We start from the raw sequence: 25,591 nt of genomic DNA on the forward strand, positions 1-25,591 counted from the left end.
ATGTATGCTCACTGTTGTCTAGAGGCTCAATGAAATGACCTCCTTATCGATAAGGAGGTCATTTCATCACACCATACAAAGCGGATCTGTTTAGTGCGTAAAGCCAATAAACTGCCACCATGTATTATCGACTGCGGTCGTCGGGAAGTACCAATACTGTGCCGCTGTTTTTAATCTAAAGAGCATATTACCGCTTTGATAAACCGTACCCACTCGGCCATAGCGATTATTACTACCCCATACCCCATAAGTTTGCTGCTTCAGAGGTTCATTTTGAATAAAATGACGCCCGATATAAGACCAGTATTCATTACTCGATTTATCTATCGGATAATATCCAGCACCCGTTTTCAGCAACCGGAAATATTCAGTATCTTGGGTATAAGGATTGTTATAAACAAAAATATCCCCGACTTGAGCCGCTGCTGAATTACGCTCATTCCATTCAAAGATACGACGCCCTGAATGATAAAGATCATTAATAACCGGATACCCTAAACCAATATATTGCCAATCAGCATTAGACGTCCCTGTTGCTGGAAATGCTCCTAAACTCCCTGAGCGCAGTGCTTTATACAGAATCGGCTTAGCGCTTTTCGGATCGGCGGTATACATCACCCCAGACACCGCTTTATAGGTTGAATTGGGCCATTGCCACATGCCCCGATAGTTATTCCCCACCCCGATCACGGTATTTGAAGCGGTCAGTGAAGAAGACGAATCAAGCGCTGCTTGGGTCATATCCGCGGTTCTGATTCCTGCCGCACACGGCATCACATTGGCATTGTCATAACTGTCGCCATATGCTGAAGCAACCACCGTGGTCTTACCCCAATTGCCTTGTGGTGGGAAATAGGTGGTATGGGCATGGCGCAAAGTGTCGCACTGATACGGTCCCCAAAAATATTCGAGGAATAAACGATGATCATTGGTTAAACCACCCCAGCTTGGCGGCGTTTCGATTTCGCCCAAAATATCAGTCGTATTCAACGTTAAATCAGTAAGCGTAATCTGCCACCAGCCAGTACTTTTAACAGGACTCCGTTCGACCCTAAAACGATATTCATGCCCCACATGCCAATCATATCCGCCTTGCAGCGATGTACATGCGCCAAACTCATTACAGCCCACCGTAGGAATAGCACCACCTACCGCATTAAAATATTGCGCATTTGCAGGCACATTATCTTGCCAAATCGACGTAATCGCACGTTTCTGCCCACCCGAGCGCTGTAAACCCAAATAGCCGCCCGGGCTATTCTGAAATACTACATATTGCGCAAAATACACCGAAGAAGGCGAATACGTGTTGGTATCGTTGTAGTACTCGCCAGGGTCTACATCAACTCTAAAGAAGTAATCTCTGACGTCTGGCGACGCATTAGCAAGCGTCCATCCACCTGCTGGGGTGACAGCGAAGCTGGTTTGACAGGTTAAAAGCGCGAGTGCGAATGTATAAGACAATGCTTTTTTCATACGATGCATCCTTTAATAAGATAATAGTTCCTCTAAATCCAATGAGTATTTATTCGCTGAATTAGAAAAACCAACAAAACAGCATCGCTTTTATAGCATAGGAAATTTTTATTATTAAATTTTCACTCAATACGGGCTTTTAAAACAAAATATTTATAATTAACAACAACTAATAAATAATATTAAAATAAAACACATCAATCACTTTTTTATATTTATTTAAAACTCAAAATAAATGACCAACAATTCTCATTTTTACAATCACATTCACAATATATGAATATTTCCCTAATAATTATTTAATCTAATAATCGTAAAAAAATGTAAAAACTGATTAGGCATTGAAAAATACCTAAACGGATATATTCGCGCCTTGGAATACAGACCTTTTTTAAGAGGCTATTGATGGATTTAAATTTATTCGCAGCTAGCTCTATTACTTTTTATTTCCGACTTGAGGCGAGTCTTTCGCCCAAAGAGCAAGGATAGAGACCAAACCCAAAAAAATCGTGGCATAACCGAAGAAATCGAAGAGGAAATTTGGCTCTGTATCAGCAAAAGACAAATCACTGTTTTCGGCAGGATTCACAGGATTGACGATAATAGAGATGGCCGAACCATCAGGAAAGCGTGTCTTGAGATCATTGGTATAATCTATACCCCTTACACTGTCGTGACAGGGAAAGGTCGGATTCAAATGGGTGTGGTAAACCAGATGATTATAGTCGTAGCTGATTTTGATGCTGTCACAATGCGTATTACTCCCATTACGATGATGCTCATTGGTCGAATGGGTAGACACTATCGTTGCAGACACCTTGTCCCAGTGTGTTTTGGCTTGGATTTCTTGGTGGTGCTGAATCAATACGCCAACGCCAGCCAACAGCAACCATAAGCCCAAACCTAAAAAGAACAACTTCTTAACCGTCCAAAAATTTGTTTTCATCATGAACCGCCCGACTCAGAACTCTCAAAATGCATCCACCTATCCCCCAGAATCTCATCCAGCACATGCCGAGCACTCATTTACACCTCATTGGCTCCAAAACTTTTTTACCTCCTCACGTTCGCGCTGTGCTTCTGCCATTTTCATCGCGTCATAGTTTTCAGGGTAATAAGTCTTCATATTTTCCATCACATATTCTTGGATCTCACCGAGCTGACCTTCAACGAGCAAGCCAGATAATTCAATTAACTCTTCGCGCGTTCTGAACAACAAAGCAGAGCTACCTCCTCCCGTAGCCGTACCCAAAAATAAAGAAAGCAAAAAATTGAAGCTCCCATGAAGCAATGTTTCAAATCCAACTGAGCTGCCCATGCCCCGTTCAACATTCAAGATCAAATCCATCGGAATCAACTTTCTATCGAACAACTTAACCTGTATCACCGCATGTGGGGTAATGATCACCCGCTCCATCCAATACGGTACGAATGTCAACAGGTATAATAGGATCAAAATCATCATCACGCTAATCCGCGCAGTCCCTACGAACATGAGACCTAACACGTGATAAACAATAAGCATAACCACCACAGCGATCATCACACTAATGCCGATATCTTTGGATGTCACTTTAAAGACCTTACGCGTTTCCACAGTCATCATTGATCATGCTTTTTGATTAAAATAAAAAGTAGGAAAGATAACAACCTAACCCAACAGCCCATTCTTGGAATCTTCAAAAGCCTGTAGGATTTCTTCAAAGGTATTCATAATAAACAGCCCACGACCATAAATCGGTTCGTTCAGAGGCTCTCCCGTTAAAATAAGAAAGTGACTGTCTTCAAGGGTATCAACCGTAAAGTCAGCATGATGGCTGCTCATCACCGCAAGCCCCGCCGCTTCCATCGGCTCAGCATCCGCATACTGTAGAAGCCCCGAGATTAAATAAACCAACGCGGTATCACCCACCTGTGCATTAAACAGGGCCGACTTTGCCGCGCGCATCCGCACATCCAGCACATTCATACGGGTATGCGTCTCGGCAGGGCCAGTCACACCGTTGAATTGTCCTGCGATCACGCGCACAGTCCCTACCCCATCAGGCAGCTCCACAGTCGGGATATCGGCACTAGCCAGACCTTGATAGCGTGGCGGTCCTAGCTTGTCGCGAGCAGGCAGATTGACCCAGAGTTGAATCATCTCAAAAGGACCACCTTGCGCCGTAAAAGCTTCGCTAAACAGCTCCTGATGGATAATGCCATGTGCCGCAGTCATCCATTGCACATCACCAGCCCCGATGATACCGCCGCCGCCCTTGGAATCCTTATGCTCAATCTCCCCTTTAAAGACGATCGTCACCGTCTCAAAGCCACGATGCGGGTGGTCATCGACACCCTGACGGCGTGATGACGGTTTTAACCGACCGGGACCGATATGATCGAGCAATAGAAAGGGGGATACCGTATTGCCAAGTTCATAATGCGAAAAGACCGAAACCACCGGAGAAAAGTCACCCACAGCAGAGCGGGTATCGTTGCGATGAACAAAAGCAAGCGTTTTCATAATGTCTCTTTATTCAAAGCGTTGAGCAGCAGCGGGAGGGTGAGAATAGATAAAATATAGCATAAGACGTGTATGGCTTTGCGGTGATTTGCGTCATAAGGAGGCTGGGCTGGAGCGTGATTCTTTTTGTAGTTTATCGTGGGTTCAGCAAATTTAAGGTGCAATAATCTCAAGTAGCATTCACTTAAGAAATATTTATCACATGATCAGAATAGCTTATTGTCTGAGGTGAACTGCCATAACACTCACCTATTTTGACTAACTATTTAAATACTATTGACGAATGTTCACATCGGACAAGATAAGGGCACTGCTGGAGCAGGGCTACTAAACTGAGCATGACCAGAACAAACTGTATAAGATACAGACCAATTATTCGGGGACTTCAAACTTTCAGACTTCGCACTATGAATAAGTCTTGGTGTTGCACTGTTATCATCGTAAAGTTTCACTGATGGGGAAGATTGACCAACTACGTTTAAATTATTAACCTCCAGTCGTAAGCCATTCTTTAGTTTGATCGATGCAGACTCTCCTGAAGGAATACTTATATCTACCGCATAAGGAAGATTATTTTCTACAATTACTGATGCAGAAAATTTAAGGGGCAATTCTGACGCAACTGAAATGCTAGAGAGCATTGCGGTGCTTAATCCAATCAACAGTTTATGTGACAACATGGCATATTTCCTTTTCAAGAGAATATAGATTTTTAACAAACTAGAAGCTAAATTTTAATCCTCACCAGCACTCTTATTGAGTGTTTTTTGCTCACTCAAATTTAGACCATTTGGTCAACAACGCTCAAATAATAAATAGTCATATTGAAATAACATAAATGCATAAAATTATGTTTTAGAGAATTTGGAGGATATCCAAAAAAAAATGGATTAGGTTTGTTAAATTAACGAACTTATCAAGCAAACTTAGGGTGTAATAAGCCAAAGCAGATTGCATCAACCTATATGAAAATTTTCAGCATCGAATTGAGATCATCTCAGATATCGTTGATGGATTAAAATCCACCTTACCCTAGCCTTCCTTAGCTAGTAACTAGTTGATTGCCCCCCCCAAAAATGTCCCAAAACAACGCCTATCTGTCCCTTTACCGTTGTAGTTAAGCCATTCCTCACCCACCCAATCCCTCATACTCACCTTACTGGATCGGATCGAAAAAAGGCGTTAAACACCCCTTCTATTCGACCCAATCAGTTACACCCAGACGTGAAGAGGAACGCTAAAATGACACATGCACAGATCGCGGATCTTCCATCCGCTCCATCGACCACCTCCATCAAGAACCTGCCGATCAACCTGTTTGCGGCAGTCATGGGGATCTCTGGATTGGTGCTGGCGCTGCGCCAAGCGAGTCACCAATTCGGCTTAAGCCCAATGGCTGCTGAGAGTACTGGTGTGGTTGCGGTCGTCGTTTTCGTGATCTTGAGTCTGTCTTATATCATTAAAGCCATGCGATTTCCCGCTGTGGTGCGCGGTGAGTTTACCCACCCTATCGCCGGTAACTTCTTTGGCACCGTGACCATTGCCATCCTGCTGATCTCTAGCGTGGTTGCACCAGTCAGCACACTTGCCGCCGAAGTCATCTGGACCATAGGTGCACTCGCCGCGCTGGCGCTGGCCTTCATCATCGTCAGTCGCTTGCTACAGGGTAAGATCGACGCCACGCACGCCTTGCCAGTCTGGCTGATTCCCAGTGTCGGCACGCTGGATATTCCGGTCACGGGTGGTCATATGAGCATGGCGTGGGCGCATGAATTGAACCTATTTTCCATGGCTGTGGGCATGGTACTCGCGCTGGTTTTCTTCACCATGATCACCTCACGGCTGATTCATCAGGAAAAAATCGCACCGCCCATGCTGCCCTCGATGATGATCCTGATGGCGCCTTTTCCGGTTGGCTTCCTTGCGTATACTCATTTCACCCAACATGTCGATCAGTTTGCAGGGCTATTGTTTTACTTTGGCTTATTTCTATTTATCGTCATCAGCGTTAAATTGTTTAAAAGCCGTGTGCCGTTTATACCCGGTTGGTGGGCAATCAGCTTTCCGCTCGCTGCACTGGTCAATGCCGCACTGGAATACGCCACCTATGCCCAAACTTGGCCCATCACCTTGCTTGCAGGGGCACTGCTGGTATTCTTGAGCATCGTGATTATCGTACTTGCGGTCAAGACGCTGCAGATCCTCGCCAATGGCAAATTGCTCTCGGCGTAAAATTTAGTGTTTTGGCTTAAAACCATTTCAAAAAGATCCGGGGGCGAGTCTACAGACTTCGCCACTTGATCTTTTTATTGATGACACAAAAAAATCGAAGTCTATAGCAGACGCTTCCTCAACACATCTTTGAAGCTATGTTCCAGCGCAGGATTTACCAGCCAAGATTCAATCTCGGCACGATCTTTAAATCCTTTGTCATTATAGATTTGCCATAAGCGGGTTAAAGTCGCCTCGGGATAGTCCCGCTCAAGCAATATACATTCATCACCCATCTGCATATTGCCGACCATCAGCACGCGATAATACCAACCGACACAGCCCTGATCCTGCATAAACTTGGCGACCCCGCTATGGTTCAACTGACTGTCGATCTTCCAGCATGGACGCCTCGGACGCGTCACTTGAACCTGTACCGTCCCGATTTGAAATACGTCGCCGATACAGACCGTATCTTCATCCATATCACTCACGATCAGATTTTCCCCGAGCATGCCCTCATAGATGATCACCGTAGGAAACGCTTCCTTGATCAGCCCATAGACCTTACTCGGCATCTGATGGATGGCCTGTAGCGGACCGCCATGAAAGAACGAGTCCGCCTGCTCATCTCCGGCGAATCCAGTGCTGGTGACCGTGACCGCATCCACTCTCGATTTATTGATGGCACTGGTCTGCTCGCGCGCAAAAGGCAACGCCTCACCCACCTGTAGCCGCTTTACATGTCCACACAAAATGACCTCACTCATCGAATACGCTCCTTTTTCTACGCCTCAAGGTTAGTCAAAAGTATGAGTCTCATTATAGGTCCGCTTTCTCATGTCCATTTGTTCTCTACACGCACAAGTCTTTGTCCATGGTGGGTATTCAACACCCGCTTCCTAAGGCGTACCTTTTACTCACAGCAGATCATTGGATCTGAAGACAAAACCGCCACCCTTTGATCACAGATAAAATAGCGAGAACGATCATGAACACATCCAAAGTCATTATCATCACCGGCGCATCACAAGGCATCGGTGCAGAAACCGTCAAAACCTTCCTCAGTCGCGGCTACCGTGTGGTCGCCACCGCACGCTCAATCCAACCTTCAACTACCCCAGACCTCGTCACGGTCGCAGGCGACATCGGTGATCCAGACACCGCCCAGCGCGTGATTGATGCCGCCATGAAACACTTCGGTCGGATCGACACCCTCGTAAATAATGCTGGTATCTTTATCGCCAAGCCCTTCACCGCCTATACCGCCGAGGACTATGCACAAGTCAGCAGCGTCAATCTCAACGGCTTTTTCTATATCACCCAGCGCGCAGTCTCCATCATGGAAAACCAAGGCAATGGACATATTGTCAGCATCACCACCACGCTGGTCGAGCATGCGATCCAAGGCGTACCCTCGGTACTGGCTTCCCTCAGCAAAGGAGGGATCAGCGCCGCCACCAAGTCGCTCGCCATTGAGTATGCCCACAAAGGCATCCGCGCCAATGCTGTCTCCCCGGGTATCATCAAATCACCAATGCACGCCGTGGAAACACATGCTGCGCTGGCAGGGTTACACCCCCTCGGTCATATGGGAGAGATGAGCGACATCGTCAATGCAATTGTCTATCTGGACAACGCCCCCTTCGTCACAGGTGAAATCCTGCATGTCGATGGCGGCCAAAGCGCAGGGCACTAAGCTGAGATAGCGATTTATATGTAAGCTGTGCAAAGCAATGCTGATCTCAACGTCGGTATTGCTGAGTCATCAAAAAAACGTCATTAAAAAGACAACTGATGCATAACGATATAGTGGCTTAGCGCTTACGATTTTGGGCCGCAGTCACCAGATGCGCCACCAGAAAATCAACAAAAACCCGCACCCGCGACGACAGATAGCGGCTATGCGGATACAGCAAGGTAAAAGGACGCGAGCGCCCACCAAACTCCGTCAACACCTCAACCAACTTGCCCTCTCGCAAATCCTGCTCGACGATAAAGCGATACGTCTGAAATACCCCCGCGCCATTTTGCACCAACGTCACCCCAGCCAGCACATCACCCGACGTCACATAAGCACCACGGGTCACCAGATCGACCTCGACGGCATGACCATCGACCTTTTGGTTAAACAACCATGGAATATTGCGCCCATTGCTGGGCAGTTCAAACTGGATACAATCATGCGCCTCAAGATCCTCGAGCGTCCGCGGCACTCCCTGACGCTTCAGATAATCTGGTGTCGCGACCACAATCAGCTCAGCATCTTCCAGCTTGCGTGCAATCAACGTCGAATCGACAGGTGCACGTCCACGTATCGCCAGATCAACGCCCTCTTCGGTAAAGTCGATATTACGATTGCTCAAATGAATTTCGATATGGACATCCGGATACTGTCGACGAAAAGCAGCCAGCAAAGGCAACACCCGATAGTGTCCATAGGGTGTAGGCATACTAATCTTCAACACCCCAGCGGGAGTCGTCTGCTGCCCTGTGACCTCCCGCTCGGCATCGACCAACTGTAGGAGCGCCTGCCGGCTCTGCTCATAGTAGCGCTGCCCCGAATCGGTCAAACGAATCTGCCGTGTGGTTCGGACAAACAGCCGCACCCCTAGCCGCTCTTCCAGCCGTGCTACTGAGCGACTCACCGCAGCAGGAGTCACGCTCGCCGCATTGGCCGCAAGCGTAAAGCTACCATGCTCCGCCGCCAGACAAAACAGCTCGATACTGCCCAGCAATAAATCATCAAATTTGCGTTGCATATGATTTCCCTTGCATGCACGCCTATCTTCGTCCACGCAAAACCCGTATTGACTCCTGCCGAGTGTGCATGAATATCCCACCAGAAACCAGTTGCATCAGGCAAACAAAAAGGTGCCTAGAATGAATCAACGCTGCATCTTTTTTGTTATCGCGCAGACACTCAAGCCGCCCTCAAGGCTGATGAGTCAGTGTTTTGGTCATCACTCGCCAAGCCCTCTGCTGGCGAACCAAAGAAAAAAAGTTGTAATAATTAAAACCCAGCATTTGTACATGCAGTTTGACCATCGCAATCGTATGCTGCACATCCAAGGCCAGTAGCGTCATCACGACCGGATCGCCCACCTCTTCAGGCGACTGACGACCGGCAACCCCCGCCAAATACTCATCAATGTGCTTGGCATATGGGACACCATTGATCTCACCAATCACGCGCGCACGCGGATCAAATACCGAGCGCAACAATGCCACATCACCACGATACGTCGCATCAAAATAACGTTCAATCAAGGCCGTGATTGCTTTAACGTCTTGCATGATGTCCACTCCAATAATACTTAGACTTCCTTCAGCGCCCATGCACCATGACATTTGCACGGGGCTTATACAGTGACTAGGCAAGCTCAACTTCAAGCTCGCTCAGCCGATGCTCCAGTTCAGTCACGCTCGCATAACCCGGCGATACCACAAAGTACCGACCATCTTGCTCAAGCCACAATGCCGGAAAGGACTGAACCCCGATAGATCGTGCCCATACAAAATCAGCGGCAGTCTCCGTACGAATTTCTTCCGATGCCCAGCGCACTAAAAACTCATCCACACCGACCGACTGACCAGCAGTTTGCAGCGCCTCTGTCGCAATCTTTGCCAACACCACTCCCTGCGTCGTATCGTCACCGCGCGCATAAAAACCGTCTTGCAGCGCACGAAAAACCGCCAATAAGCCACCATCCTGAATAAAATGTCGCGCAGTCACCACCGCCCGGCACACCGGCTCAGTATCGTAAACAAAACCCTCCAAAGCCTTAAAGGCATCACGGTTAAACGGTAAACCGCTCAGACCCTCTACACGATTCCAGTGCTGAAGTCGAAAACGCTTACCGACTTCATCCAGCACGTCCGTAGCACCAGCACGTACCCCGCCTACCACAATCTCCAGACTCAAGTCTGGTGTACGTCGGATCAACGCCGTCAGCTCCTTACCAAAGCCATAGCACCACGAGCACATCGGATCACCCACATAGATCAGCTTCATTGTCAGCTACTCCCAAGAAATAAGCACCAATCAACCTCTCCACGCATAAACACCTTGCATCAGACGCGCCGCGATGAAGTGGAACTTGCGGACTTGGTCAGTCCATGACTTGACTATACAAATCTCTTCTCATGGCATACATCCACCGCCACGCATTTCACTTATTACACCGCGTATCGAAGCCACCCACATTAGCGACGAAGCGACCACCCCTCCCTCCCGACCAGAGCCTCCTGCGATTTACTGGATTGATTACACCGTGGATCAAAACAAGTGCGCTCGATGATATTTACACATTCACGACATCCCATTACAGTCGAGCCCCCCCTGGAAACTCACTCTCTTCCTCAAGGAGCACACATCATGACAACACGAGCCATCGAACAAAAACTCGCAGCACGCGGCTTAAGCCTCCCCAACCCACCAACACCCCTCGGCAACTACACCGCAGTGAGCCAAGCCGGCGACTTGCTGTTTATCTCAGGACAACTCCCCATTCAGGATGGCAAAATCGCCTACACCGGACGCGTCGGTGAACAGGTCACAGTTGAAGACGGAAAACTCGCCGCAGAGCTCGCCGCCTTAAACGTACTGGCTCAGATCTGCAAATATCTGGGTGGCTTTGAGCGCCTGCATCACATCGTGCGGATCGAAGGACATGTGAGTAGTGCGGATGGATTCTATAGTCAGCCCGCCGTGCTTGACGGGGCTTCGGATTTGTTTGCCGCAGTTTTAGGGGACAAAGCCGGTCATGCACGCTCCGCCTTCTCGCACAGCCAACTGCCGGGCAATGCCACGGTCGAACTGGTGGTCATCGCCCAGATCAAGGCTGAGGCTTAAGCGTGCTCTGCATGCTCGGTGGCATGGAAGCGCTGTTGATACTGCATCGGTGTCACGCCTAAGCGCCGTGTGAAAATCATGCGCATATGCGTGGCACTGTGGAAGCCACAGCGGTAGGCAATGGTTTTCATCGGCACATCTGTTTCCTCCAAGAGCTTCCTTGCGAAATCAATCCGCACCTGCTCAATAAACACCGATGGCGTCACCTGCGCATCCTTGGCAAACACCCGCGAAAAGGTGCGCCTGCCCACACCCACCGCATCCGCAATCTGCTCAACCGACAGCGTCTCAGAGATATGCTCAGTGACAAACTTCAGTACCTTGCCGACTATCGAAACCTCCTCCAGATCAGCCGCCTGATACGGGCTATATTGCGACTGCCCGCCATCGCGGCGGATATACACCACCAAGCGCTTTGCCACGCGCACCGCCAGCTCATGCCCCCAGTCTTCCGCGACTAACGACAAGCACAAATCAATCCCCGCCGTGACCCCCGCCGAAGTAAACATACGCCCATCACGAATAAAGATTTTGTCCGGCACCACACGCGTCAGCGGAAACTGCTCGGCCAGCAGCTTGGCATCACTCCAATGCGTCGTCGCATCGCGCCCATCCAACAAGCCCGCATGACCCAATAGAAACGCACCATTACACACCGAACCAAAGCGCCCCGCCTGCGCAGCCTGCTCTTGCAGCCATGCCAAAAATGCATGGTCAGGCTTCGAACCGGGCAATTGTGGGCCACCCGCCACCAGCAGTAAATCGCATTTTTCAGGATGACTCGAGTAGTCATTGGGCACATGCAGCGCCATGCCATTCGAGCACGTCACCATCCCAGCATGCAGCCCCACCACCGTCATCTCATACTGCTGATCAGCGGTGAGAAATGTATTCGCCTCTGCAAACACATCCAGCGGTCCTGCGACATCCAGTGCCTGCACCCCGTCGAATACAACCATCGTGATTTTCATTGTTGCCCCCAGCCACGCACGCAATTCCCTCAAGCGCCTACGATCAGACCCTGATGATCAATGAACTATATCTTAATTTAAAGCCATGTAATGAACGACTGAAGCAAGATCAAAGATGATTGAAAAAAGAAAAATAACACGAAGAAACTTCCCTGCTCTATTTAAAACAAAACCTGCTTTTATTATCACCCACACCACAATACTCTTAAAATAAGCACATGAATCATTAATATTCATCCAACCTGACCTATCACTCCATTATGGAGAATACATTGTCGCTTTATGGATATTAGATGTAGATTACGTAAAATTAGGTATAAACCAGTTATGTATATCAGATCAGTTATAATCAAAATCAACAATGTCACAAAATATATTTTTATATTAATTAGATATATAACATAAAAAACACCTTTATAAAAACCTAAAAAAACCTGCATAAATCCGATTACTTCCACTTCAAAAATTAACAAACACAATTCACCTTCATCGATTATTAAAGGCGTACACGCCCAAGGTTATTCAAATTTTAATATATTAAATTCAAATCACATCAGTTGGTTATTTTTTGGCAGATATGTTGCTTCATTAATCACACTATTCAACTCTTGCAATATGCGATGCGTTATACCGTTTAAATAGAGTCATGTCATACAAGCGTTTCGCAATCGATTTTTTGATTGCACCCAAAGGGGGTAAAGCCACTGCATGCAGTATTGGATAGTTTCATCTGGTGATTGCGTCATTCAGGTGCGTTTTTCTGGATGAACTTGATCTGGATGTCTTGATGAATGTTTGGTGAATGTATTGATGTCCTTTTTCTGATGTACTTTTTTGATAAACACGGAGTAATCATGCAATTTAAACAACCGAAATATGATGTGAGGAACTATCTACGTACCGCTACAGTCGCCGGAATTTTGGCTATCGCGAGTGCACCCTCTGCTTTTGCTGCGCAGTTCGGCGCCGATGTCGAAACACCAGCTCGTGCCGCTTGGCGCGACAACATGCATCAACTCAGTGTCCCTGAGGGCGAAGGCTGTTTTCATGCCTCCTACCCCAGCACCAAATGGGAAAAAGTGGCATGCGCCGCAGCACCCGGTTATCGCTCTAAACTCAGTATTGATCACCTAAAAGCCCTGCGTGCGAATCAAGCCCTGAGCAGTAACGAACAGGTGGTTGCGGGCAATGGCTATGACTTTGTCGCCCAGACCCCATCAGGCAACGTGTTTAGCAAAGTGGTTGGTACCTTCCCATCCGTAACCGGCGTCACCTCCGAAACAGGCGCAAATGTCCCATTCGGCTCAGGTGAAAGCGACGGCATCATCGGCACCAATGAATATACCCTCCAGCTCAATACCAACATATCGCATACCCCCGCTTGCGGCAGCTATACCAATTGCTTGGCATGGGTACAGTACGTGATGTCTACCAACACCCCAGCATCACTGACCAGCAGCACACTCACCAACAAAACCGAAGTTTTCGTCGAGTACTGGCTCTTTGACTACGGCACCAGCTCCAGATCCAAATGCCCTACAGGTTTCGTCAATGCCGGTCCAGATAGTACCAATGGCTTTGGTGGAGCAGGCGTAGACTGCGTACAAAACACGCCAGCGACTGTGGTCTATAACGGACAACTGCCGATCACCCAAATGGCCAATGTCAGCTTCTCTGGTTCAGTTGCCGCAAATGGCAACGACATCGCCACCGTGACCTATGGCGGTCAGGCATACTCCTCATCGGTTGCGGATAGCAAAACCGGTATGTCGAGTGGCTGGACACAGGCCGAGTACAATGTCGTGGGTAACGCAGGCGGATCACAAGCCCAGTTTAATGCCGGCTCTACCGTTGCCGTGAAACTTGCGCTGACCGACGGCTCTACTGCAGCACCAACCTGCCTTGCGCCATCAACCCGTTCTGGCACCACAGGTGAAACCAACAACCTGACACTGGGTTCAACCTGTACCGTAGGGAGCGGTGCGAGCCCATACATTCAGTTTACTGAGTCCAACTAAACGCAGCATGATCGCGGTTGGTTGAATGTCAAAAAAATGCCGAGATGGGAAAACCGTCTCGGCATTGTGATTTGACTAAGCACTTCGTATGCTGGTGAACTAAAGCCAAATCACTGTTTTGAATCTTTGGGGGGTGATCGAACATGAATGCATATGTTTATAAGCAATTAGTTTTCACTGCTCTTTGGGTCACCATTGCATTTATCATCTTATTTTTTATTAAATTTTATACCCACACGCTGTCAATATTCCTGCTCGTCGAATATCTAGCCATCATATTGGTTGGCTTAATCACGAGATACCTTGTGCTGAGAGATAAAAATCCGCAATAAGCGCTCTTCAGCCAAACCGCTACTGTTAGTATGGGAAAATTAAGGCTAATTGATCGAATTTTCCAAAATTAAATTTTATAATTTTTTTTGCACATTACTGTCATAAATGACCGCTAAGCTACAAAAAAAAGAAGTCGGCATCTTCATTCACGATACCAACTTCCCAGATCACGATAAGACTTGTGTCAGTTACTTAATGACAACGGGTGCCAATGATCGACCAGGCAACAACAACGAACCCAGCAGTGAGTTCATATATTTACAATTACTTGGCGGCGCTTTTTTGCCTTCAAAGCGATCATACAGCCATGGCAACATGCCTACCGCCCACACTCCCGCAGTAGCAGCGTGCTCAAAGGGTACCTCGGTGTATTGAATCTTTGTGCCATCCTTACAGAACTGCCGTACCAACGTACGTGCGTCTTCTGCAAGCATGACCCCATCACCCGCATTAGGTTTAAAGGTGCCATTGAGCACGCCCACACTACCTTGCGTGTAATAAATCGGAATAGTTGGTGACCCATAGCTTCCCGCGTTTACCGTGTTGGCCGCATCAATGATCGTCTTAAAGCTACTGTCAATCGTGCCAGTTTTTAAATAATTGCTCCATGCCGTTGCATACTCTGGTTTTAAAATTGATGAGAATTTCAGACCCAAGTACCTCGGCAGGATATAGGCCAAAGATTGATCTTGGATATCCTTGGCAACAGCGAGCCCCTTATCATTGAGATAAGGAGTCAAATCCAAGTCGTATGCTCGACTTAAACCTACCAACGCCGCTGGCGCAACGGCACCCCAGAGGATACTGCCATCCACATAATCGAGATTATGGATCGGGTCGATCAAATACCCACCAAAAGCAGCACCCACGAGTTGTTTATTGACTTCGGGTGCATAGGTTGGCGCCAGTTGGGCGGCCCATCCAGTACCAATTGCGCCACCGGAGTAGCCTATCATTGCGACCTTGCTAGAAGCAGTAAGCCCAATCTTGGTGCCAGAGCTGATCCCAACCGTGGAGGCATCGAAGTTGAGCACTGCGCGGATTGAATCTAAAGTGGTCATGCCATATTCTGGGCCAGCGGCGAAATCAGCAGTTACGCCCTGAGTATCGGGTACAATAATGGTATATCCCAATGCAGCCAGCGCCGCGAGTGGAATCGACTCACCACTGTAGACAATGGGCCCGAGATTGATGAGTTTGGTAATGTCTTTATCGCCAGCAATTACCTGAGATGGTGAATCTTTGGGATTCAACGAATCATAAGCAGACTGATAAGAAATAGCCTTGCCATTGCTCTTTGCGGGTAAAATGATGGATGTTACATTGACCACAGGTTGTCGCTGTGCATTATTCGTCCGGTAGAGTAACTGTACCGCAGTCGCGGCAGTCGGCACGCCCACGAGATGATAAGTGACAGTACGCTGTTTAAGGACAGTGCCCAATGGAATGGATACCAAGGGTTTGCTGTCGGTATAGCTGTAGAATGGATCAGTGATGGTGGCAGCATGCGCGCAGGTTACCCCTGAAGCGCTCAGCACGAGTGAAGCCAGCATGCCATAACGCATAGATATTTTTTTCATAAGCCAATCCTTGATTAAACGTTGGCCCACAGCGGTCGTGTTATACCATTGTGACTGTGGGATATTTTTATAGATGCTTAATAGATCAACATCCTGATTCATCTCATCAAGCCCTAGTCAGGATTGATTCATTAAGTCCATCGTGACTTTAATCAGAATAAAAAAAATACATAATGCGCGATCGCGCCATTCGTGCTGTCATTTAGCGTCAAACGCATGCTTAGGCTGTTCAAGAGATTTACGATATTCACTTGGGGTAATGCCCGTCCAGCGATAAAAAGCGCGGATAAAATTCGCACTGTTCTGATACCCCAACTTCACCGCGATATCATCCATTCTAAATTGGGTATTTTTCAGAAAATTCTGGGCATCCTTTAAGCGAGCCTCTTCGAGTAACTCTGAAAAACTCAAACCCACCTCGGTAAGCTTCCGAGTCAGCGTGCGAGCCGACATGCACAATTGATCAGCCAGACTCTGGATACTCGGATAAGCCCCCTCATGACAAATGACTAAGGCGCGAACATGATCAATCCAGTTGGTGAACAGTCCTAAGCGCGCCATCTCTAGCTCACAATGAGTCGTGGCAAAATGCACCAATGCCGGATTCGCCGTATGAATCGGCTGCTGGAGAATCTTGGCGGGAAAGCGAAACTGGTTGGCAGGCTGATTAAAGTGCAGCTCGGGCAAACGCTCCTTGTACGCTGCAAAATAATCGGGTTCAGGAAAATCAAAATACAATTCAAAGTGCTGATATTTCGTGGGTCGATACTCACCCAGCATCAAAGAGCGATAAATTTCTGCCGCATCAATGAGAAAATTTTCAACGATAAAAGTCCGAAAGCGCTCTAAGGGAAAGATCTCATGGAGGGTGATCACAACCGTGTCATTCTGGATTTCAAGCGTGGTTTCGAAGAAGGGATATTGCGTCCTCATATAGCGACGACCAAACTCAACGGCCTCCCATAGGGTGGTACTACTCATCAGACCCATGCCATATAGACCAATTTTAGCCAGATTACTGGCGAGTCCAATCTCAATCGCAAGGCTGGATTCTCTGATGATTTGCCGTAAATTATCCAGAAAAACTAGATGTTGCCAGACCTGAATATGCGCATTATTGGTATAAAGGTCAGTGACCGCAAGTCCTGTATTCGCCAGCAACTGCTCAGCGGTCGCACCTCGAAGTTCTGCAAATCGCAGCATGTAGCTTAGGTTCGAAGCGGAAAAAAGCGTTCCTTGATGTTTAAATTGCCTAATGACATCCATGACACATATCTCCAACCCAAACCGACTTTCTGGATGAACATGCAAAAGTCGATTCGCACTTTTAATTCACATTGTATTTTTTATGATCTCAACCACTGAGGCGCATGGCACTAATACCATAGAACGGTTGGTCAAAAATATGGTAATTAAGACAAGAATGAAGGGGCGTATAGTCAATTGGGGTGGATCACCGGGACCACCCGCTGCTTTTTGAGCTACTCTCGAAACCCCTGCTGCCGCACTTTCACAAACTTCTGATACCCAACCGAATCCACAAATACCGTAAATCCCACCTTCTGAAACCCCGGATACTTCATATCTAGATCAAAGTAGCTACCATGCGCCCCAAGGAAGATATCAGCAAGCAAAGACTTCAGCAGACTAAAGGTCTTCTCATAATCCGCCGCAATTTGTGGATAGACGTTGCTATCCAAGAGGTTGTAGCCCGGATTGAACCCCGTACTGCCGACGATACTTTAAAGTCTTGCCCGCCTCATTCACCTTCATCGTCCACGTGGTACAGCCCTTGCTACGGCCGGACTTCAGATGCGCGACTAGCTGTACCTCCAAGCTCCACCACATCGCCATGCGGTCGTTTTATACCATTGTGACTGCGGGATATTTCTATAGGGGCTTCAAAGATCAACATTCTGATTCATCTCATAAAGCCCTAGTCAAGATTGATTCATTCTGCCTATCGTGACTTTAATCAGAATAAAAAAAATACATAATGCGCGATCACGCCATTCGTGCTGTCATTTAGCGTCAAACGCATGCTTAGGCTGTTCAAGAGATTTACGATATTCACTTGGGGTAATGCCCGTCCAGCGATAAAAAGCGCAGATAAAATTCGCACTGTTCTGATACCCCAACTTCACCGCGATATCATCCACTCTAAATTGGGTATTTTTCAGAAAATTCTGGGCATCCTTTAAGCGAGCCTCTTCGAGTAACTGCTCTGCAGTCGCGCCTCGAAGTTCTGCGAATCGCAGCATGTAGCTCACGTTCGAAGCGAAAAAAAGCGTTCCCTGATGTTTAAAATGCTCGATGACATCCATGATCCATCTCTCCAACCCAAACCGACTTTCTGGATGAACACGCCAAAATCGATTCGCTCTTTTAATTCACTTTGTATTTTTTATGACCTCAATCACTGAGGCGCATGGCACTAACACCATAGAACGGTTGGTCAAAAATATGGCAATTAAGACAAGAATAGAGGGGCGTATTAGTCAATTGGGTGGGTCATCGCTAGTCCATACACGAATATAAAAGCTGGGTTTTCAGCTTTTATATCAATCCTGATATCGGTTTCATCCGCTATGAGAAAAAATGTAGGGAGCAGTAAGCTGAAGCACTTTAAAGCAGCCTGTATATAACAAACACTGACTCACTATTCAAAATCAATCCCTCGACTTTTCAAATACCCACAACCTTGCTCAATCTCCATAGAGAAATGAGCCTTCAAGTTAACGCGCTCATCTTTCATAAACACTAGTAGCCAATAAACCCACTCCGTATCATCCAAATCAATGGCTTTTTTTAACACGCGACTAAACGATGCGTGCAAAGGATCAATATCCATTTCAGATAAAAAGCCATACAAAACTGGAGATCCTGGCCAATTGATGTCCATGAAGCCCTCAAGTAATGGGTCTAGGTGGGCAATGACCAGATTTCTGGGTAAATAAGGCAACATCATTGCCAGATTCTCCCAATCGCTTCCACCCGACGGACTAATTAGCGATGAGAAGTCAATGGATTGATTATCCACCAACTGTTTAATCGTGAAGGCAAGTTCAATCACTGAATGAATATACAGCTCTTTCTCATGGAGCCTCTTAACGACCTCTTCCACTTCTAGCGATGGATTGATCATAAATCGTTTTCTACCTCTCGGATCGCACGGTTTGCGGGGTTTTACCCGTCCATGTCTGAAACGCGCGAGCAAAAGAATTAGAATCCTCAAAGCCTAATAGAAACGATATCTCGGCGCTCGACATTTCAGTATTGCGTAAATAATGGTGTGCCAGAGAATCGCGTAGCGTATCTAAAATTTGCTGAAAAGTTGTTCCTTCATCCTGCAACCGACGCTGCAATGTGCGCGTACTGACCGCCAGCCTTCGACTGACCATCAGCATAGAGACTTCGCCTGCTGGCAAGGCCTCAAGCAATGTACTCCGAACACGCTCGGCCATCCCCGCCGACCGATCGAGATCAGCCAGACGTTGACGCAAAGAAGGCTCAAAGAACAACCACATCTTGTGATTCTCAGTCAAAAAAGGACGCTCAATATCCGCAGCCGCAAACACCAAAGTCGCTAATGGCGCATCGGTCACGGGTATACCAAAATAGGACGTGTAAATAGCCGAAACGATATCAAGGCTTGGAGAGACGGGCCAACTCACCTGTAGCGGCTGGACAGGGCTGCGCGTTGCCAGTCGTGCCAGTTGGACAAATAACACCAGTTTAAACACCAGAAATACACTGGGCATCGTCTGTGTGTGGTCAAGAAAATCGATCGTCACCGTCGTATGCGCAGGCGTGTGCTTGACCTGTATCACCATTGGCGCAATCAACTTCACGTATTTAGCGATCCGTTCCAGCGCACTGCCCAAATTGGCACTGCACAACGCGGCGAAAAGCTCTGGATCAAACCAGTCTGATGACATCACTTTGGCAATTTGTAAGGGTGCTGGCACAGCCGCATCAATGGCGTCAGCCTCAGCTTCGATAGCCTCCCACAGTTTGGAGAAATCAATCGAGTTCAAGCGCACGTTTTGTCGTGTAAACAAATCCGCTGGCAACTGCGCACGGCGTAGCACTGGCGATGTTGCTAGACCTGCATCTTGCATCAATACACGCCAGCCCGGCCAAACGGCATACTCCAAAACAGAGTTGCGCTGACGACTCAGTGGAGGTTTATATTCAGTTTTCATGAACTCAGTCTAGGTTGCAGATCATGCCAACACAATAGCAAAGCGCGCCAAATCCTAAAAGTCATATTGGCGCGTTCCGCCGTTACGTTGGCGCGTTCCGCGAGTGCCAATAACTCAATTCATAGGCAAAGTACACCTTATCAGGTCGCATATTTTTGAAGAGCAAAACACCGCTACTCAGATATGCCATCAATAACCCTTTTGCTTTTGGAGAACTATAGACATGAAAAAGACCATTTTAATTACCGGTGCATCGTCAGGTTTTGGACTGCTGCTTGCCAACACCCTTCACCAGCAAGGTTTCAATGTCATCGGCACCAGTCGTGAACCCGAAAAATACGTAGGCAAAGTCTCATTCAAACTGCTACGTCTGAATATTGACGACGACCACTCCATCCAATCGTTCACGACCGAATTATTCCAACACACCAAACAGCTAGATGTATTGGTCAATAATGCCGGCTATATGGTCACAGGTATTGCCGAAGAAACCCCCATCGACTTGGGACGTCAGCAATTCGAAACCAACTTCTGGGGCACCGTCAAAGTCACCAATGCCTTACTCCCCTATTTCAGGGCGCAAAAGCATGGCCAAATCATCACTGTTAGCTCTATCGTAGGTTTAATCGGACCACCGAATTTATCCTTTTACTCGGCCTCCAAACACGCTGTTCAGGGTTACTTTAAATCCTTACGTTTTGAACTCGACCAATTCAACATCAAAGTCAACATGGTTGAGCCGGTTTGGTTTAAGACCAATCTTGCTCACAACGCTGTCTCCGCAGCCAATGGCAGTATCACGGATTACAACACTTATCGCAAAAAAGCCAATGCAGCAACGCAAAAGGGAATTGATCAAGCGGAGGCACCTGATGCCGTGGTCCATATGATTACCAAGCTGATTAACGCGAAAGAACCTAAGTTCAGCAATCCTGTAGGAAAAATGACAGGCATGATTCTTTTCCTGCAAAGCTACGCGCCCAAAATGTTTGAAAGTTCAATTCTGAAAAGTGTGGAAACTGCCTAATGAAATATTACCTTTGCAAATATATTCCACCACGGGCGGATTTTCTGGCGACCCTGTCACCCGATGAACAGGAATGGATGAGGCAACATGGCATTTTTCTCAATGAACGCCTCGACCAAGGTCTGATTGTTGCCCACGGCCCCGTGATGGATCCATCGGGCGGCTATGGGGTTTCACTCTACCAAATTCCTGATGACCAAGACATCGCAGCGCTCACAGCGGAAGATCCTATTATCAAAAATGGCTTGGGTCACTATGAGCACTACCCCATGCTTCATTTAAAAGCGCGTGGAGAATCATGATGACCACCACACGCATCACGGGCGTTTCAAGCGGCATGAAAAGCCTTTGAGCACACCCGAGGTATTCTGGCTGCTGGCTTTAGCAACGCCGCGCCAGCAGTACGCTATAAAGTCTGAAAAGTACAACGAAAACGAGGATGCATCTCATGCAGACGACCATTCGGGATCAAAGAAAGTACTCATTCATTAGAATGTTAGTAACGGGTGTATGTTTGACATTCAGTGCCGTCCAGACAGCGCTGGCTGCCGATTGGCAGATTGACCCCAGTCAAACCCATTTTCACTTTAAGACCCGCGGGCTGATACAGACTGAAGGGAGCTTTAGTCGATTTTCAGGTGCGATTAAAGGGGATGTGTTTGATCCCGCTCATTTGGAACTGACGTTTACGATACAGGCAGATAGTGCCAGTACAGGTTCAAGCATGACTGATGGCATGCTCAAGGGCAGTTCTTTTTTTAATGTTGAAAAATATCCAGAAATGACTTTTAAAACCACCCAAATCACTCAAGTAGATCCTGCGCACTCTAAGGTACGCGGTGAGTTAACCATGGTTGGTATCACCAAGCCTATTGAGTTTAAAGTCAATTTATCTACGCCATTAGTTGATCCGATTACGCACACAGTGACGATCAAAACCAGTACGTCTTTTCTACTTGATCGGAACCAATGGGGCATGAGTAGCTATGGATCTTTCGTCAATAAAAACATAGAAGTCCAAGTGGATAGTGCGATGGTTTCGAATAATGTAGACCCAGAAGTCATCGCAAAACTAACGGAGAAACCGTAAGCTGAGCATCCCCAAGTTTTGCGGGCTTCCAGAAGTCATGTTTCATACTGTCTGTTGCTGATTTTGGGTAAGGTCAGCGCTGACCAGTAGACGATGAAATGTTTCACAAACAGATGGATGGGTGTCTAGAATCTTGCTGGCTATTCAGGTAATGAAAAGAAGACATCCTCAATACCCAAAAATACCAGTCAGTTATGCACTGACTAGCATTACCCATATTAGAGTAGAGGGTGGTTTTTTAAACATACCATTTCATAAGTCGCGTAGATTCAGTCTTAGAAGTGATAACCCACTTTTAAGCCGTAAGCAATCGCGTGACTGTCTTTGAAGTCACCCGCATAGCTGGCAGCTTCGTTGCCAGGTACAGAGTGCGCACCTGATTCAGCTTTGGCATCGCCCACCCAGTAGTATTTTGCACCAAGTGATACATCCCAATCTTTTACAGGGGTGTAGCGTAAACCTAAGCCCAGGTTCCAATACCCTTCAGTTGGACCAAGTATTGCGCTTGGGTTGCCAGTACCACTGTCCCAACCCACAGACACAGTACCCGCAAATTGGTCATTAAGCTTACGACCTATGCCGACATCTGTAGACCATTGATCTTTAGCATAATCTATGAAGTTAAAGCCACCGGTATAGCCACCTTTACCCAACAGAGGCGATACAGCGGCAGCCACTTGACCAAATTGATAAGGGCGTAGCGAGAAGCTCTTCCAGTTCACCCAGCGGATGTTGGCAAATGCCACGGTGTCCGCCATGATGCCCGTTTGAAAATCTAAATTCACAGACTGTGGCGTAGTGATCTTGGTATCGACATTTGCATTAGTGTTGATCGCTCTTGCTTTACTGAGTGCACCTGCAATTGCGGCACGTTGCTGTGCTGGAACCAAAGCCAGAATACCGCCTAACTGTGCAATTGGGGCAGCTTGCAGCGCACTAATCACTGGCGTATTTTCATCTATTTGCGTTTCATGCTCGATTTCAGAGCGATAAGTAATAGCCGCTTTCAAAGCGATTTCTGGTTTTTCATACGCAACGCCGGCCAACCAGCCATAGGCATTATTACGCTTGATGTTTGCGCCATAGCCATTGAATAAACCGTAAACTGGGCCTCTTAAATCAATCTTCCCCTCTACTTCCTGATAAACCACACCACCATAGATGTTGAAGTTTACGGTGGGTTGATAACCGAAAAGTGCCGTATAGTCCCGAGTCTGTACAGTAACACGTGTACCGCCATCAATACGGGCACCCAATTGACTCATAGTAATTGGCAAGCTGCCCAGCACTTTATCCGTTGGCTTGGCTACAAAGTTGCTGTTGCCTGAGTAACTGGCATCAGCGCCAAATGGCTCATCAAAAAACAATCCAAAAGAAAACTGTTCGAACGGTTGCAATTTCAGTGCAAACGCTGGAAAACGGTAAGTATTGACCATATCGCCTGTGGCGTTGCCACTGGTATCACGACCTTCCACAGACGGATCCAGCACTCTAAGGCCAGCTTCAGCGTAGTTGCCTTTTTGAAAAAAAAACACTTATGGATTGGCCTGAGCGATCAAGTGCAGCAGCAAACAGACTGGTGGCAGGAAGGGTCGCTAAAACGATAGCAACAGAGAGGGACTTTATTCTCATGAGAGATCGATCCTTGATTGAATGTTTAAATAAAGTCAAAAATAACAGAGTGTAGCGAACCGTTGTTATTGACCAGAGAGTCTACTCACTCATTATTAATGAGTGAGGGTACAAGCCAGCTAATTTCAAACGATTTGCTTGCTGGCCGTATAGCGTTACAGGGTTGTCCAACCACCACCGAGCGCTTTGAATGCGGCGACAGCCGCACGTGCAGATTCGGTTTGCGCTTGCGCTCGCATATCAGTCGCACGTAATAAGTTCTCATCTGCTTGTAAAACTTCGCTAAAACTTACGACGCCTTTCTGGTATGCCACAAACGAGGCTCCTCTGGCTCGACTGAGCGAATCCACCCCCTGAGTGAGGATATCGGTCTGATCCTCGCGTTTTACCAAGGCCGAAAACGCGTTTTCTACGTCTTCTGTTGCACGTAGCATGGCAAGCCGATAACTGGCTAGCGCTTCAGCTTCCTGACCCTTGGCTAAATTGATCTGTGCATTGATGCGACCGAAATCAAATAAGCGCCAGCGAAGACCCAACACACCGGCAGCCTGACTTGCACCACCTGTGAACAGGTTGCCGCTTGATACCGATGTCGCGCTGCCAATCAATCCACTCAAGGAGAGTTTCGGATAATACTCAGCGATCGCCATACCGATACGAGCGTTCGAGGCAGCCAGGTGACGTTCCGCTACGATCAGATCAGGCCGACGTCTGAGCAAATCCCCCGGCGAGCCAGTCAATGCAATCTGCGGAGCAATTGGAATTGCAACGACATTCACTAACTCTTTTCGGTATTTACCGGGTGGTTTACCTAACATAACGTCAAGTGCATTCATGCTCGTATCCAACCCTGCTTCGAGGACTGGTACAGAAGCGCGCACTTGGGCTAGCGCACCCTCAGCCTGTCTCACTTGAAGTTCAGCTGCCAGTCCCTTACCATAAAGAAGATTCATAATTGAGAGCAGTTCTTGTTGCGTCTGCACTTGTCTGCGAGCAACGTCAAGGCGAGATTGTAGTCCTCGTATGCTGATGTAAATGTCAGCAGTCTGTGCCGCCACCGCTAGTCTTGTCGCCATAGCACCAGCTTCCGAAGCCTGATATTCTGCAAGTGCAGCTTCCCGTCCACGACGCACACCACCGAAAACGTCCAGTTCCCAACCTACACCAAGGTTGGCTTCATATGCGTTGCCGTAGCGATCGAAATTAGGCTGCGAATTCAAAACTTGTCCCAACGGTGTTTCAACGGACTGGTAGGCTCGAGTACTTTGAGCGTTGACGTTGCCGGAAGGTAGAAGTGCGGCATTTGCTGCGCCGAGCCCTGCTTGCGCTTGAGTGATGCGAGCAGATGCCTGTGCGAGATCCAGATTTTGCTCCAGTGCAAGCATGACAAAACGCGTGAGTTGTGGATCACCAAAGCCTTCCCACCACGCACTGAAGTCAGTGGCCGCTTTGGCATGCCTTTGCTCAATTGCAGTTTGACCTAAGTAATGATCTGGCATAGAAATGGTAGGTCGAATGTAATCCGGCCCAATAGCGCAACCTGCTAAAAGACTGGTTACAACAAGCATCAGAGGAGTGCGTTTGATAGGCATGGGCATCTTCCGCGAAGTGAAAAGATAAAATACTGAGTAACTATATTACAAATTAGTCACTCGTTGTGCAAATGAAATAAAAAAGGTAAGCTGTA

At 47.5% G+C, this 25,591-nt stretch carries 25 protein-coding genes and 1 pseudogene; 7 read left to right on the forward strand and 19 right to left on the reverse strand.

The genetic code is table 11. The annotated features are described in order from the left end of the window. Positions 1-90: 90 nt before the first annotated feature. The 5 genes from HYN46_RS14230 to HYN46_RS14250 all read right to left on the reverse strand — a co-directional run bounded on the left by HYN46_RS14230 (position 91) and on the right by HYN46_RS14250 (position 4,662). Positions 91-1,476 (reverse strand): hypothetical protein, encoded by a 1,386-nt coding sequence (locus tag HYN46_RS14230; protein ID WP_114900002.1) that lies wholly within the window; start codon positions 1,474-1,476, stop codon positions 91-93. Positions 1,477-1,912: 436 nt separating this feature from the next. Then, complete coding sequence (locus tag HYN46_RS14235; RefSeq protein WP_114900003.1) at positions 1,913-2,425, reverse strand: DUF3592 domain-containing protein; 513 nt, start codon at positions 2,423-2,425, stop codon at positions 1,913-1,915. An 84-nt stretch (positions 2,426-2,509) separates the two neighbouring features. Beyond that, positions 2,510-3,082, reverse strand: a complete 573-nt coding sequence (locus HYN46_RS14240; protein WP_162818223.1) for a hypothetical protein — start codon at positions 3,080-3,082, stop codon at positions 2,510-2,512. Between the two features lie 45 nt (positions 3,083-3,127). After that, entirely contained in the window at positions 3,128-3,982 is an 855-nt protein-coding gene (locus tag HYN46_RS14245; RefSeq protein ID WP_114900005.1) for a pirin family protein, read from the reverse strand. A 287-nt stretch (positions 3,983-4,269) separates the two neighbouring features. Continuing rightward, complete coding sequence (locus tag HYN46_RS14250; protein WP_114900006.1) at positions 4,270-4,662, reverse strand: hypothetical protein; 393 nt, start codon at positions 4,660-4,662, stop codon at positions 4,270-4,272. Positions 4,663-5,224: 562 nt separating this feature from the next. Here HYN46_RS14250 and HYN46_RS14255 point away from each other — a divergent pair. Continuing rightward, positions 5,225-6,214, forward strand: coding sequence for an SLAC1 anion channel family protein (locus HYN46_RS14255; protein ID WP_114900007.1), 990 nt, complete (start codon positions 5,225-5,227; stop codon positions 6,212-6,214). A 101-nt stretch (positions 6,215-6,315) separates the two neighbouring features. Here the strand turns inward: HYN46_RS14255 and HYN46_RS14260 are convergent, their stop codons facing one another. Beyond that, positions 6,316-6,963 carry an MOSC domain-containing protein gene (locus HYN46_RS14260; protein ID WP_114900008.1) on the reverse strand — a complete coding sequence of 216 codons (648 nt, stop codon included), beginning with the start codon at positions 6,961-6,963 and terminating at the stop codon, positions 6,316-6,318. A 221-nt stretch (positions 6,964-7,184) separates the two neighbouring features. Here HYN46_RS14260 and HYN46_RS14265 point away from each other — a divergent pair, with 221 nt between their 5' ends. Beyond that, positions 7,185-7,892, forward strand: a complete 708-nt coding sequence (locus HYN46_RS14265) for an SDR family NAD(P)-dependent oxidoreductase (protein WP_114900009.1) — start codon at positions 7,185-7,187, stop codon at positions 7,890-7,892. Between the two features lie 118 nt (positions 7,893-8,010). Here the strand turns inward: HYN46_RS14265 and HYN46_RS14270 are convergent, their stop codons facing one another. From HYN46_RS14270 to HYN46_RS14280, 3 genes are all read right to left on the reverse strand, one after another. Continuing rightward, positions 8,011-8,955 carry a LysR family transcriptional regulator gene (locus HYN46_RS14270; protein ID WP_114900010.1) on the reverse strand — a complete coding sequence of 315 codons (945 nt, stop codon included), beginning with the start codon at positions 8,953-8,955 and terminating at the stop codon, positions 8,011-8,013. Between the two features lie 172 nt (positions 8,956-9,127). Then, positions 9,128-9,490 (reverse strand): nuclear transport factor 2 family protein, encoded by a 363-nt coding sequence (locus HYN46_RS14275; RefSeq protein WP_162818224.1) that lies wholly within the window; start codon positions 9,488-9,490, stop codon positions 9,128-9,130. Between the two features lie 76 nt (positions 9,491-9,566). Beyond that, complete coding sequence (locus HYN46_RS14280) at positions 9,567-10,208, reverse strand: DsbA family protein (protein ID WP_114900012.1); 642 nt, start codon at positions 10,206-10,208, stop codon at positions 9,567-9,569. A 363-nt stretch (positions 10,209-10,571) separates the two neighbouring features. On the opposite strand from HYN46_RS14280, the gene HYN46_RS14285 reads away from it, so the two are divergent. Next, positions 10,572-11,048: a RidA family protein gene (locus HYN46_RS14285; RefSeq protein ID WP_114900013.1), complete on the forward strand. Its 477-nt coding sequence runs from the start codon at positions 10,572-10,574 to the stop codon at positions 11,046-11,048. Here HYN46_RS14285 and HYN46_RS14290 read toward each other — a convergent pair. Then, positions 11,045-12,007 (reverse strand): GlxA family transcriptional regulator, encoded by a 963-nt coding sequence (locus HYN46_RS14290; RefSeq protein WP_265935983.1) that lies wholly within the window; start codon positions 12,005-12,007, stop codon positions 11,045-11,047. The genes HYN46_RS14285 and HYN46_RS14290 overlap by 4 nt on opposite strands. Positions 12,008-12,873: 866 nt before the next feature. On the opposite strand from HYN46_RS14290, the gene HYN46_RS14300 reads away from it, so the two are divergent. Next, positions 12,874-14,037, forward strand: coding sequence for a hypothetical protein (locus HYN46_RS14300; RefSeq protein ID WP_114900782.1), 1,164 nt, complete (start codon positions 12,874-12,876; stop codon positions 14,035-14,037). A 521-nt stretch (positions 14,038-14,558) separates the two neighbouring features. Here HYN46_RS14300 and HYN46_RS14310 read toward each other — a convergent pair. The 7 genes from HYN46_RS14310 to HYN46_RS14335 form a co-directional block, all read right to left on the reverse strand. Next, the gene (locus tag HYN46_RS14310; RefSeq protein ID WP_210009202.1) at positions 14,559-15,950 is read right to left on the reverse strand and encodes a lipase family protein; all 1,392 of its coding nucleotides are present in this window, start codon (positions 15,948-15,950) and stop codon (positions 14,559-14,561) included. Between the two features lie 198 nt (positions 15,951-16,148). After that, a complete protein-coding gene (locus HYN46_RS14315) occupies positions 16,149-17,153 on the reverse strand; it encodes an AraC family transcriptional regulator (protein WP_162818225.1) in 1,005 nt (334 codons plus the stop codon). Positions 17,154-17,431: 278 nt separating this feature from the next. Continuing rightward, entirely contained in the window at positions 17,432-17,650 is a 219-nt protein-coding gene (locus HYN46_RS14320; RefSeq protein WP_114900018.1) for an MBL fold metallo-hydrolase, read from the reverse strand. Beyond that, positions 17,643-17,804 carry a hypothetical protein gene (locus HYN46_RS17355; protein ID WP_162818226.1) on the reverse strand — a complete coding sequence of 54 codons (162 nt, stop codon included), beginning with the start codon at positions 17,802-17,804 and terminating at the stop codon, positions 17,643-17,645. Before HYN46_RS17355 ends, HYN46_RS14320 begins: the two co-directional genes overlap by 8 nt. Before the next feature lie 167 nt (positions 17,805-17,971). After that, positions 17,972-18,211, reverse strand: a complete 240-nt coding sequence (locus HYN46_RS14325) for a helix-turn-helix domain-containing protein (protein WP_162818227.1) — start codon at positions 18,209-18,211, stop codon at positions 17,972-17,974. Positions 18,212-18,609: 398 nt separating this feature from the next. Beyond that, complete coding sequence (locus HYN46_RS14330) at positions 18,610-19,095, reverse strand: hypothetical protein (protein ID WP_114900020.1); 486 nt, start codon at positions 19,093-19,095, stop codon at positions 18,610-18,612. A 10-nt stretch (positions 19,096-19,105) separates the two neighbouring features. Continuing rightward, a complete protein-coding gene (locus tag HYN46_RS14335; RefSeq protein ID WP_228254821.1) occupies positions 19,106-20,155 on the reverse strand; it encodes a helix-turn-helix domain-containing protein in 1,050 nt (349 codons plus the stop codon). A 223-nt stretch (positions 20,156-20,378) separates the two neighbouring features. Between HYN46_RS14335 and HYN46_RS14340 the strand changes: the two genes are divergently transcribed. The 3 genes from HYN46_RS14340 (at position 20,379) to HYN46_RS14350 (ending at position 22,272) form a co-directional block, all read left to right on the forward strand. Beyond that, positions 20,379-21,182: an SDR family NAD(P)-dependent oxidoreductase gene (locus HYN46_RS14340; RefSeq protein ID WP_114900021.1), complete on the forward strand. Its 804-nt coding sequence runs from the start codon at positions 20,379-20,381 to the stop codon at positions 21,180-21,182. Then, on the forward strand, positions 21,182-21,484 hold the full coding sequence (locus tag HYN46_RS14345; RefSeq protein WP_114900022.1) for a YciI family protein: 303 nt from the start codon (positions 21,182-21,184) through the stop codon (positions 21,482-21,484). The genes HYN46_RS14340 and HYN46_RS14345 overlap by 1 nt, the downstream gene beginning before the upstream one ends. A gap of 146 nt (positions 21,485-21,630) precedes the next feature. Beyond that, complete coding sequence (locus HYN46_RS14350; protein WP_162818228.1) at positions 21,631-22,272, forward strand: YceI family protein; 642 nt, start codon at positions 21,631-21,633, stop codon at positions 22,270-22,272. A gap of 275 nt (positions 22,273-22,547) precedes the next feature. Here HYN46_RS14350 and HYN46_RS14355 read toward each other — a convergent pair. Further along, a pseudogene (locus HYN46_RS14355) lies at positions 22,548-23,904 on the reverse strand (transporter). A 155-nt stretch (positions 23,905-24,059) separates the two neighbouring features. Further along, on the reverse strand, positions 24,060-25,496 hold the full coding sequence (locus HYN46_RS14360) for an efflux transporter outer membrane subunit (protein WP_114900024.1): 1,437 nt from the start codon (positions 25,494-25,496) through the stop codon (positions 24,060-24,062). Between the last annotated feature and the right edge of the window lie 95 nt (positions 25,497-25,591).

The organism is Aquirhabdus parva (genome assembly GCF_003351745.1).
In the GTDB taxonomy this organism is placed as follows: domain Bacteria; phylum Pseudomonadota; class Gammaproteobacteria; order Pseudomonadales; family Moraxellaceae; genus Aquirhabdus; species Aquirhabdus parva.

Coding starts and splice junctions, on each gene's coding strand:
- HYN46_RS14340 (WP_114900021.1), top strand. CDS start 20,379: ATGAAAAAGACCATTTTAATTACCGGTGCATCGTCAGGTTTTGGACTG.
- HYN46_RS14335 (WP_228254821.1), bottom strand. CDS start 20,155: ATGAAAACTGAATATAAACCTCCACTGAGTCGTCAGCGCAACTCTGTT.
- HYN46_RS14310 (WP_210009202.1), bottom strand. CDS start 15,950: ATGAAAAAAATATCTATGCGTTATGGCATGCTGGCTTCACTCGTGCTG.
- HYN46_RS14255 (WP_114900007.1), top strand. CDS start 5,225: ATGACACATGCACAGATCGCGGATCTTCCATCCGCTCCATCGACCACC.
- HYN46_RS14235 (WP_114900003.1), bottom strand. CDS start 2,425: ATGATGAAAACAAATTTTTGGACGGTTAAGAAGTTGTTCTTTTTAGGT.
- HYN46_RS14360 (WP_114900024.1), bottom strand. CDS start 25,496: ATGCCTATCAAACGCACTCCTCTGATGCTTGTTGTAACCAGTCTTTTA.
- HYN46_RS14345 (WP_114900022.1), top strand. CDS start 21,182: ATGAAATATTACCTTTGCAAATATATTCCACCACGGGCGGATTTTCTG.
- HYN46_RS14230 (WP_114900002.1), bottom strand. CDS start 1,476: ATGAAAAAAGCATTGTCTTATACATTCGCACTCGCGCTTTTAACCTGT.
- HYN46_RS14250 (WP_114900006.1), bottom strand. CDS start 4,662: ATGTTGTCACATAAACTGTTGATTGGATTAAGCACCGCAATGCTCTCT.
- HYN46_RS14245 (WP_114900005.1), bottom strand. CDS start 3,982: ATGAAAACGCTTGCTTTTGTTCATCGCAACGATACCCGCTCTGCTGTG.
- HYN46_RS14280 (WP_114900012.1), bottom strand. CDS start 10,208: ATGAAGCTGATCTATGTGGGTGATCCGATGTGCTCGTGGTGCTATGGC.
- HYN46_RS14300 (WP_114900782.1), top strand. CDS start 12,874: ATGCAATTTAAACAACCGAAATATGATGTGAGGAACTATCTACGTACC.
- HYN46_RS14325 (WP_162818227.1), bottom strand. CDS start 18,211: ATGCTGCGATTCGCAGAACTTCGAGGCGCGACTGCAGAGCAGTTACTC.
- HYN46_RS14290 (WP_265935983.1), bottom strand. CDS start 12,007: ATGGTTGTATTCGACGGGGTGCAGGCACTGGATGTCGCAGGACCGCTG.
- HYN46_RS17355 (WP_162818226.1), bottom strand. CDS start 17,804: ATGGCGATGTGGTGGAGCTTGGAGGTACAGCTAGTCGCGCATCTGAAG.
- HYN46_RS14265 (WP_114900009.1), top strand. CDS start 7,185: ATGAACACATCCAAAGTCATTATCATCACCGGCGCATCACAAGGCATC.
- HYN46_RS14240 (WP_162818223.1), bottom strand. CDS start 3,082: ATGATGACTGTGGAAACGCGTAAGGTCTTTAAAGTGACATCCAAAGAT.
- HYN46_RS14275 (WP_162818224.1), bottom strand. CDS start 9,490: ATGCAAGACGTTAAAGCAATCACGGCCTTGATTGAACGTTATTTTGAT.
- HYN46_RS14260 (WP_114900008.1), bottom strand. CDS start 6,963: ATGAGTGAGGTCATTTTGTGTGGACATGTAAAGCGGCTACAGGTGGGT.
- HYN46_RS14350 (WP_162818228.1), top strand. CDS start 21,631: ATGCAGACGACCATTCGGGATCAAAGAAAGTACTCATTCATTAGAATG.
- HYN46_RS14270 (WP_114900010.1), bottom strand. CDS start 8,955: ATGCAACGCAAATTTGATGATTTATTGCTGGGCAGTATCGAGCTGTTT.
- HYN46_RS14285 (WP_114900013.1), top strand. CDS start 10,572: ATGACAACACGAGCCATCGAACAAAAACTCGCAGCACGCGGCTTAAGC.
- HYN46_RS14315 (WP_162818225.1), bottom strand. CDS start 17,153: ATGCTGCGATTTGCAGAACTTCGAGGTGCGACCGCTGAGCAGTTGCTG.
- HYN46_RS14330 (WP_114900020.1), bottom strand. CDS start 19,095: ATGATCAATCCATCGCTAGAAGTGGAAGAGGTCGTTAAGAGGCTCCAT.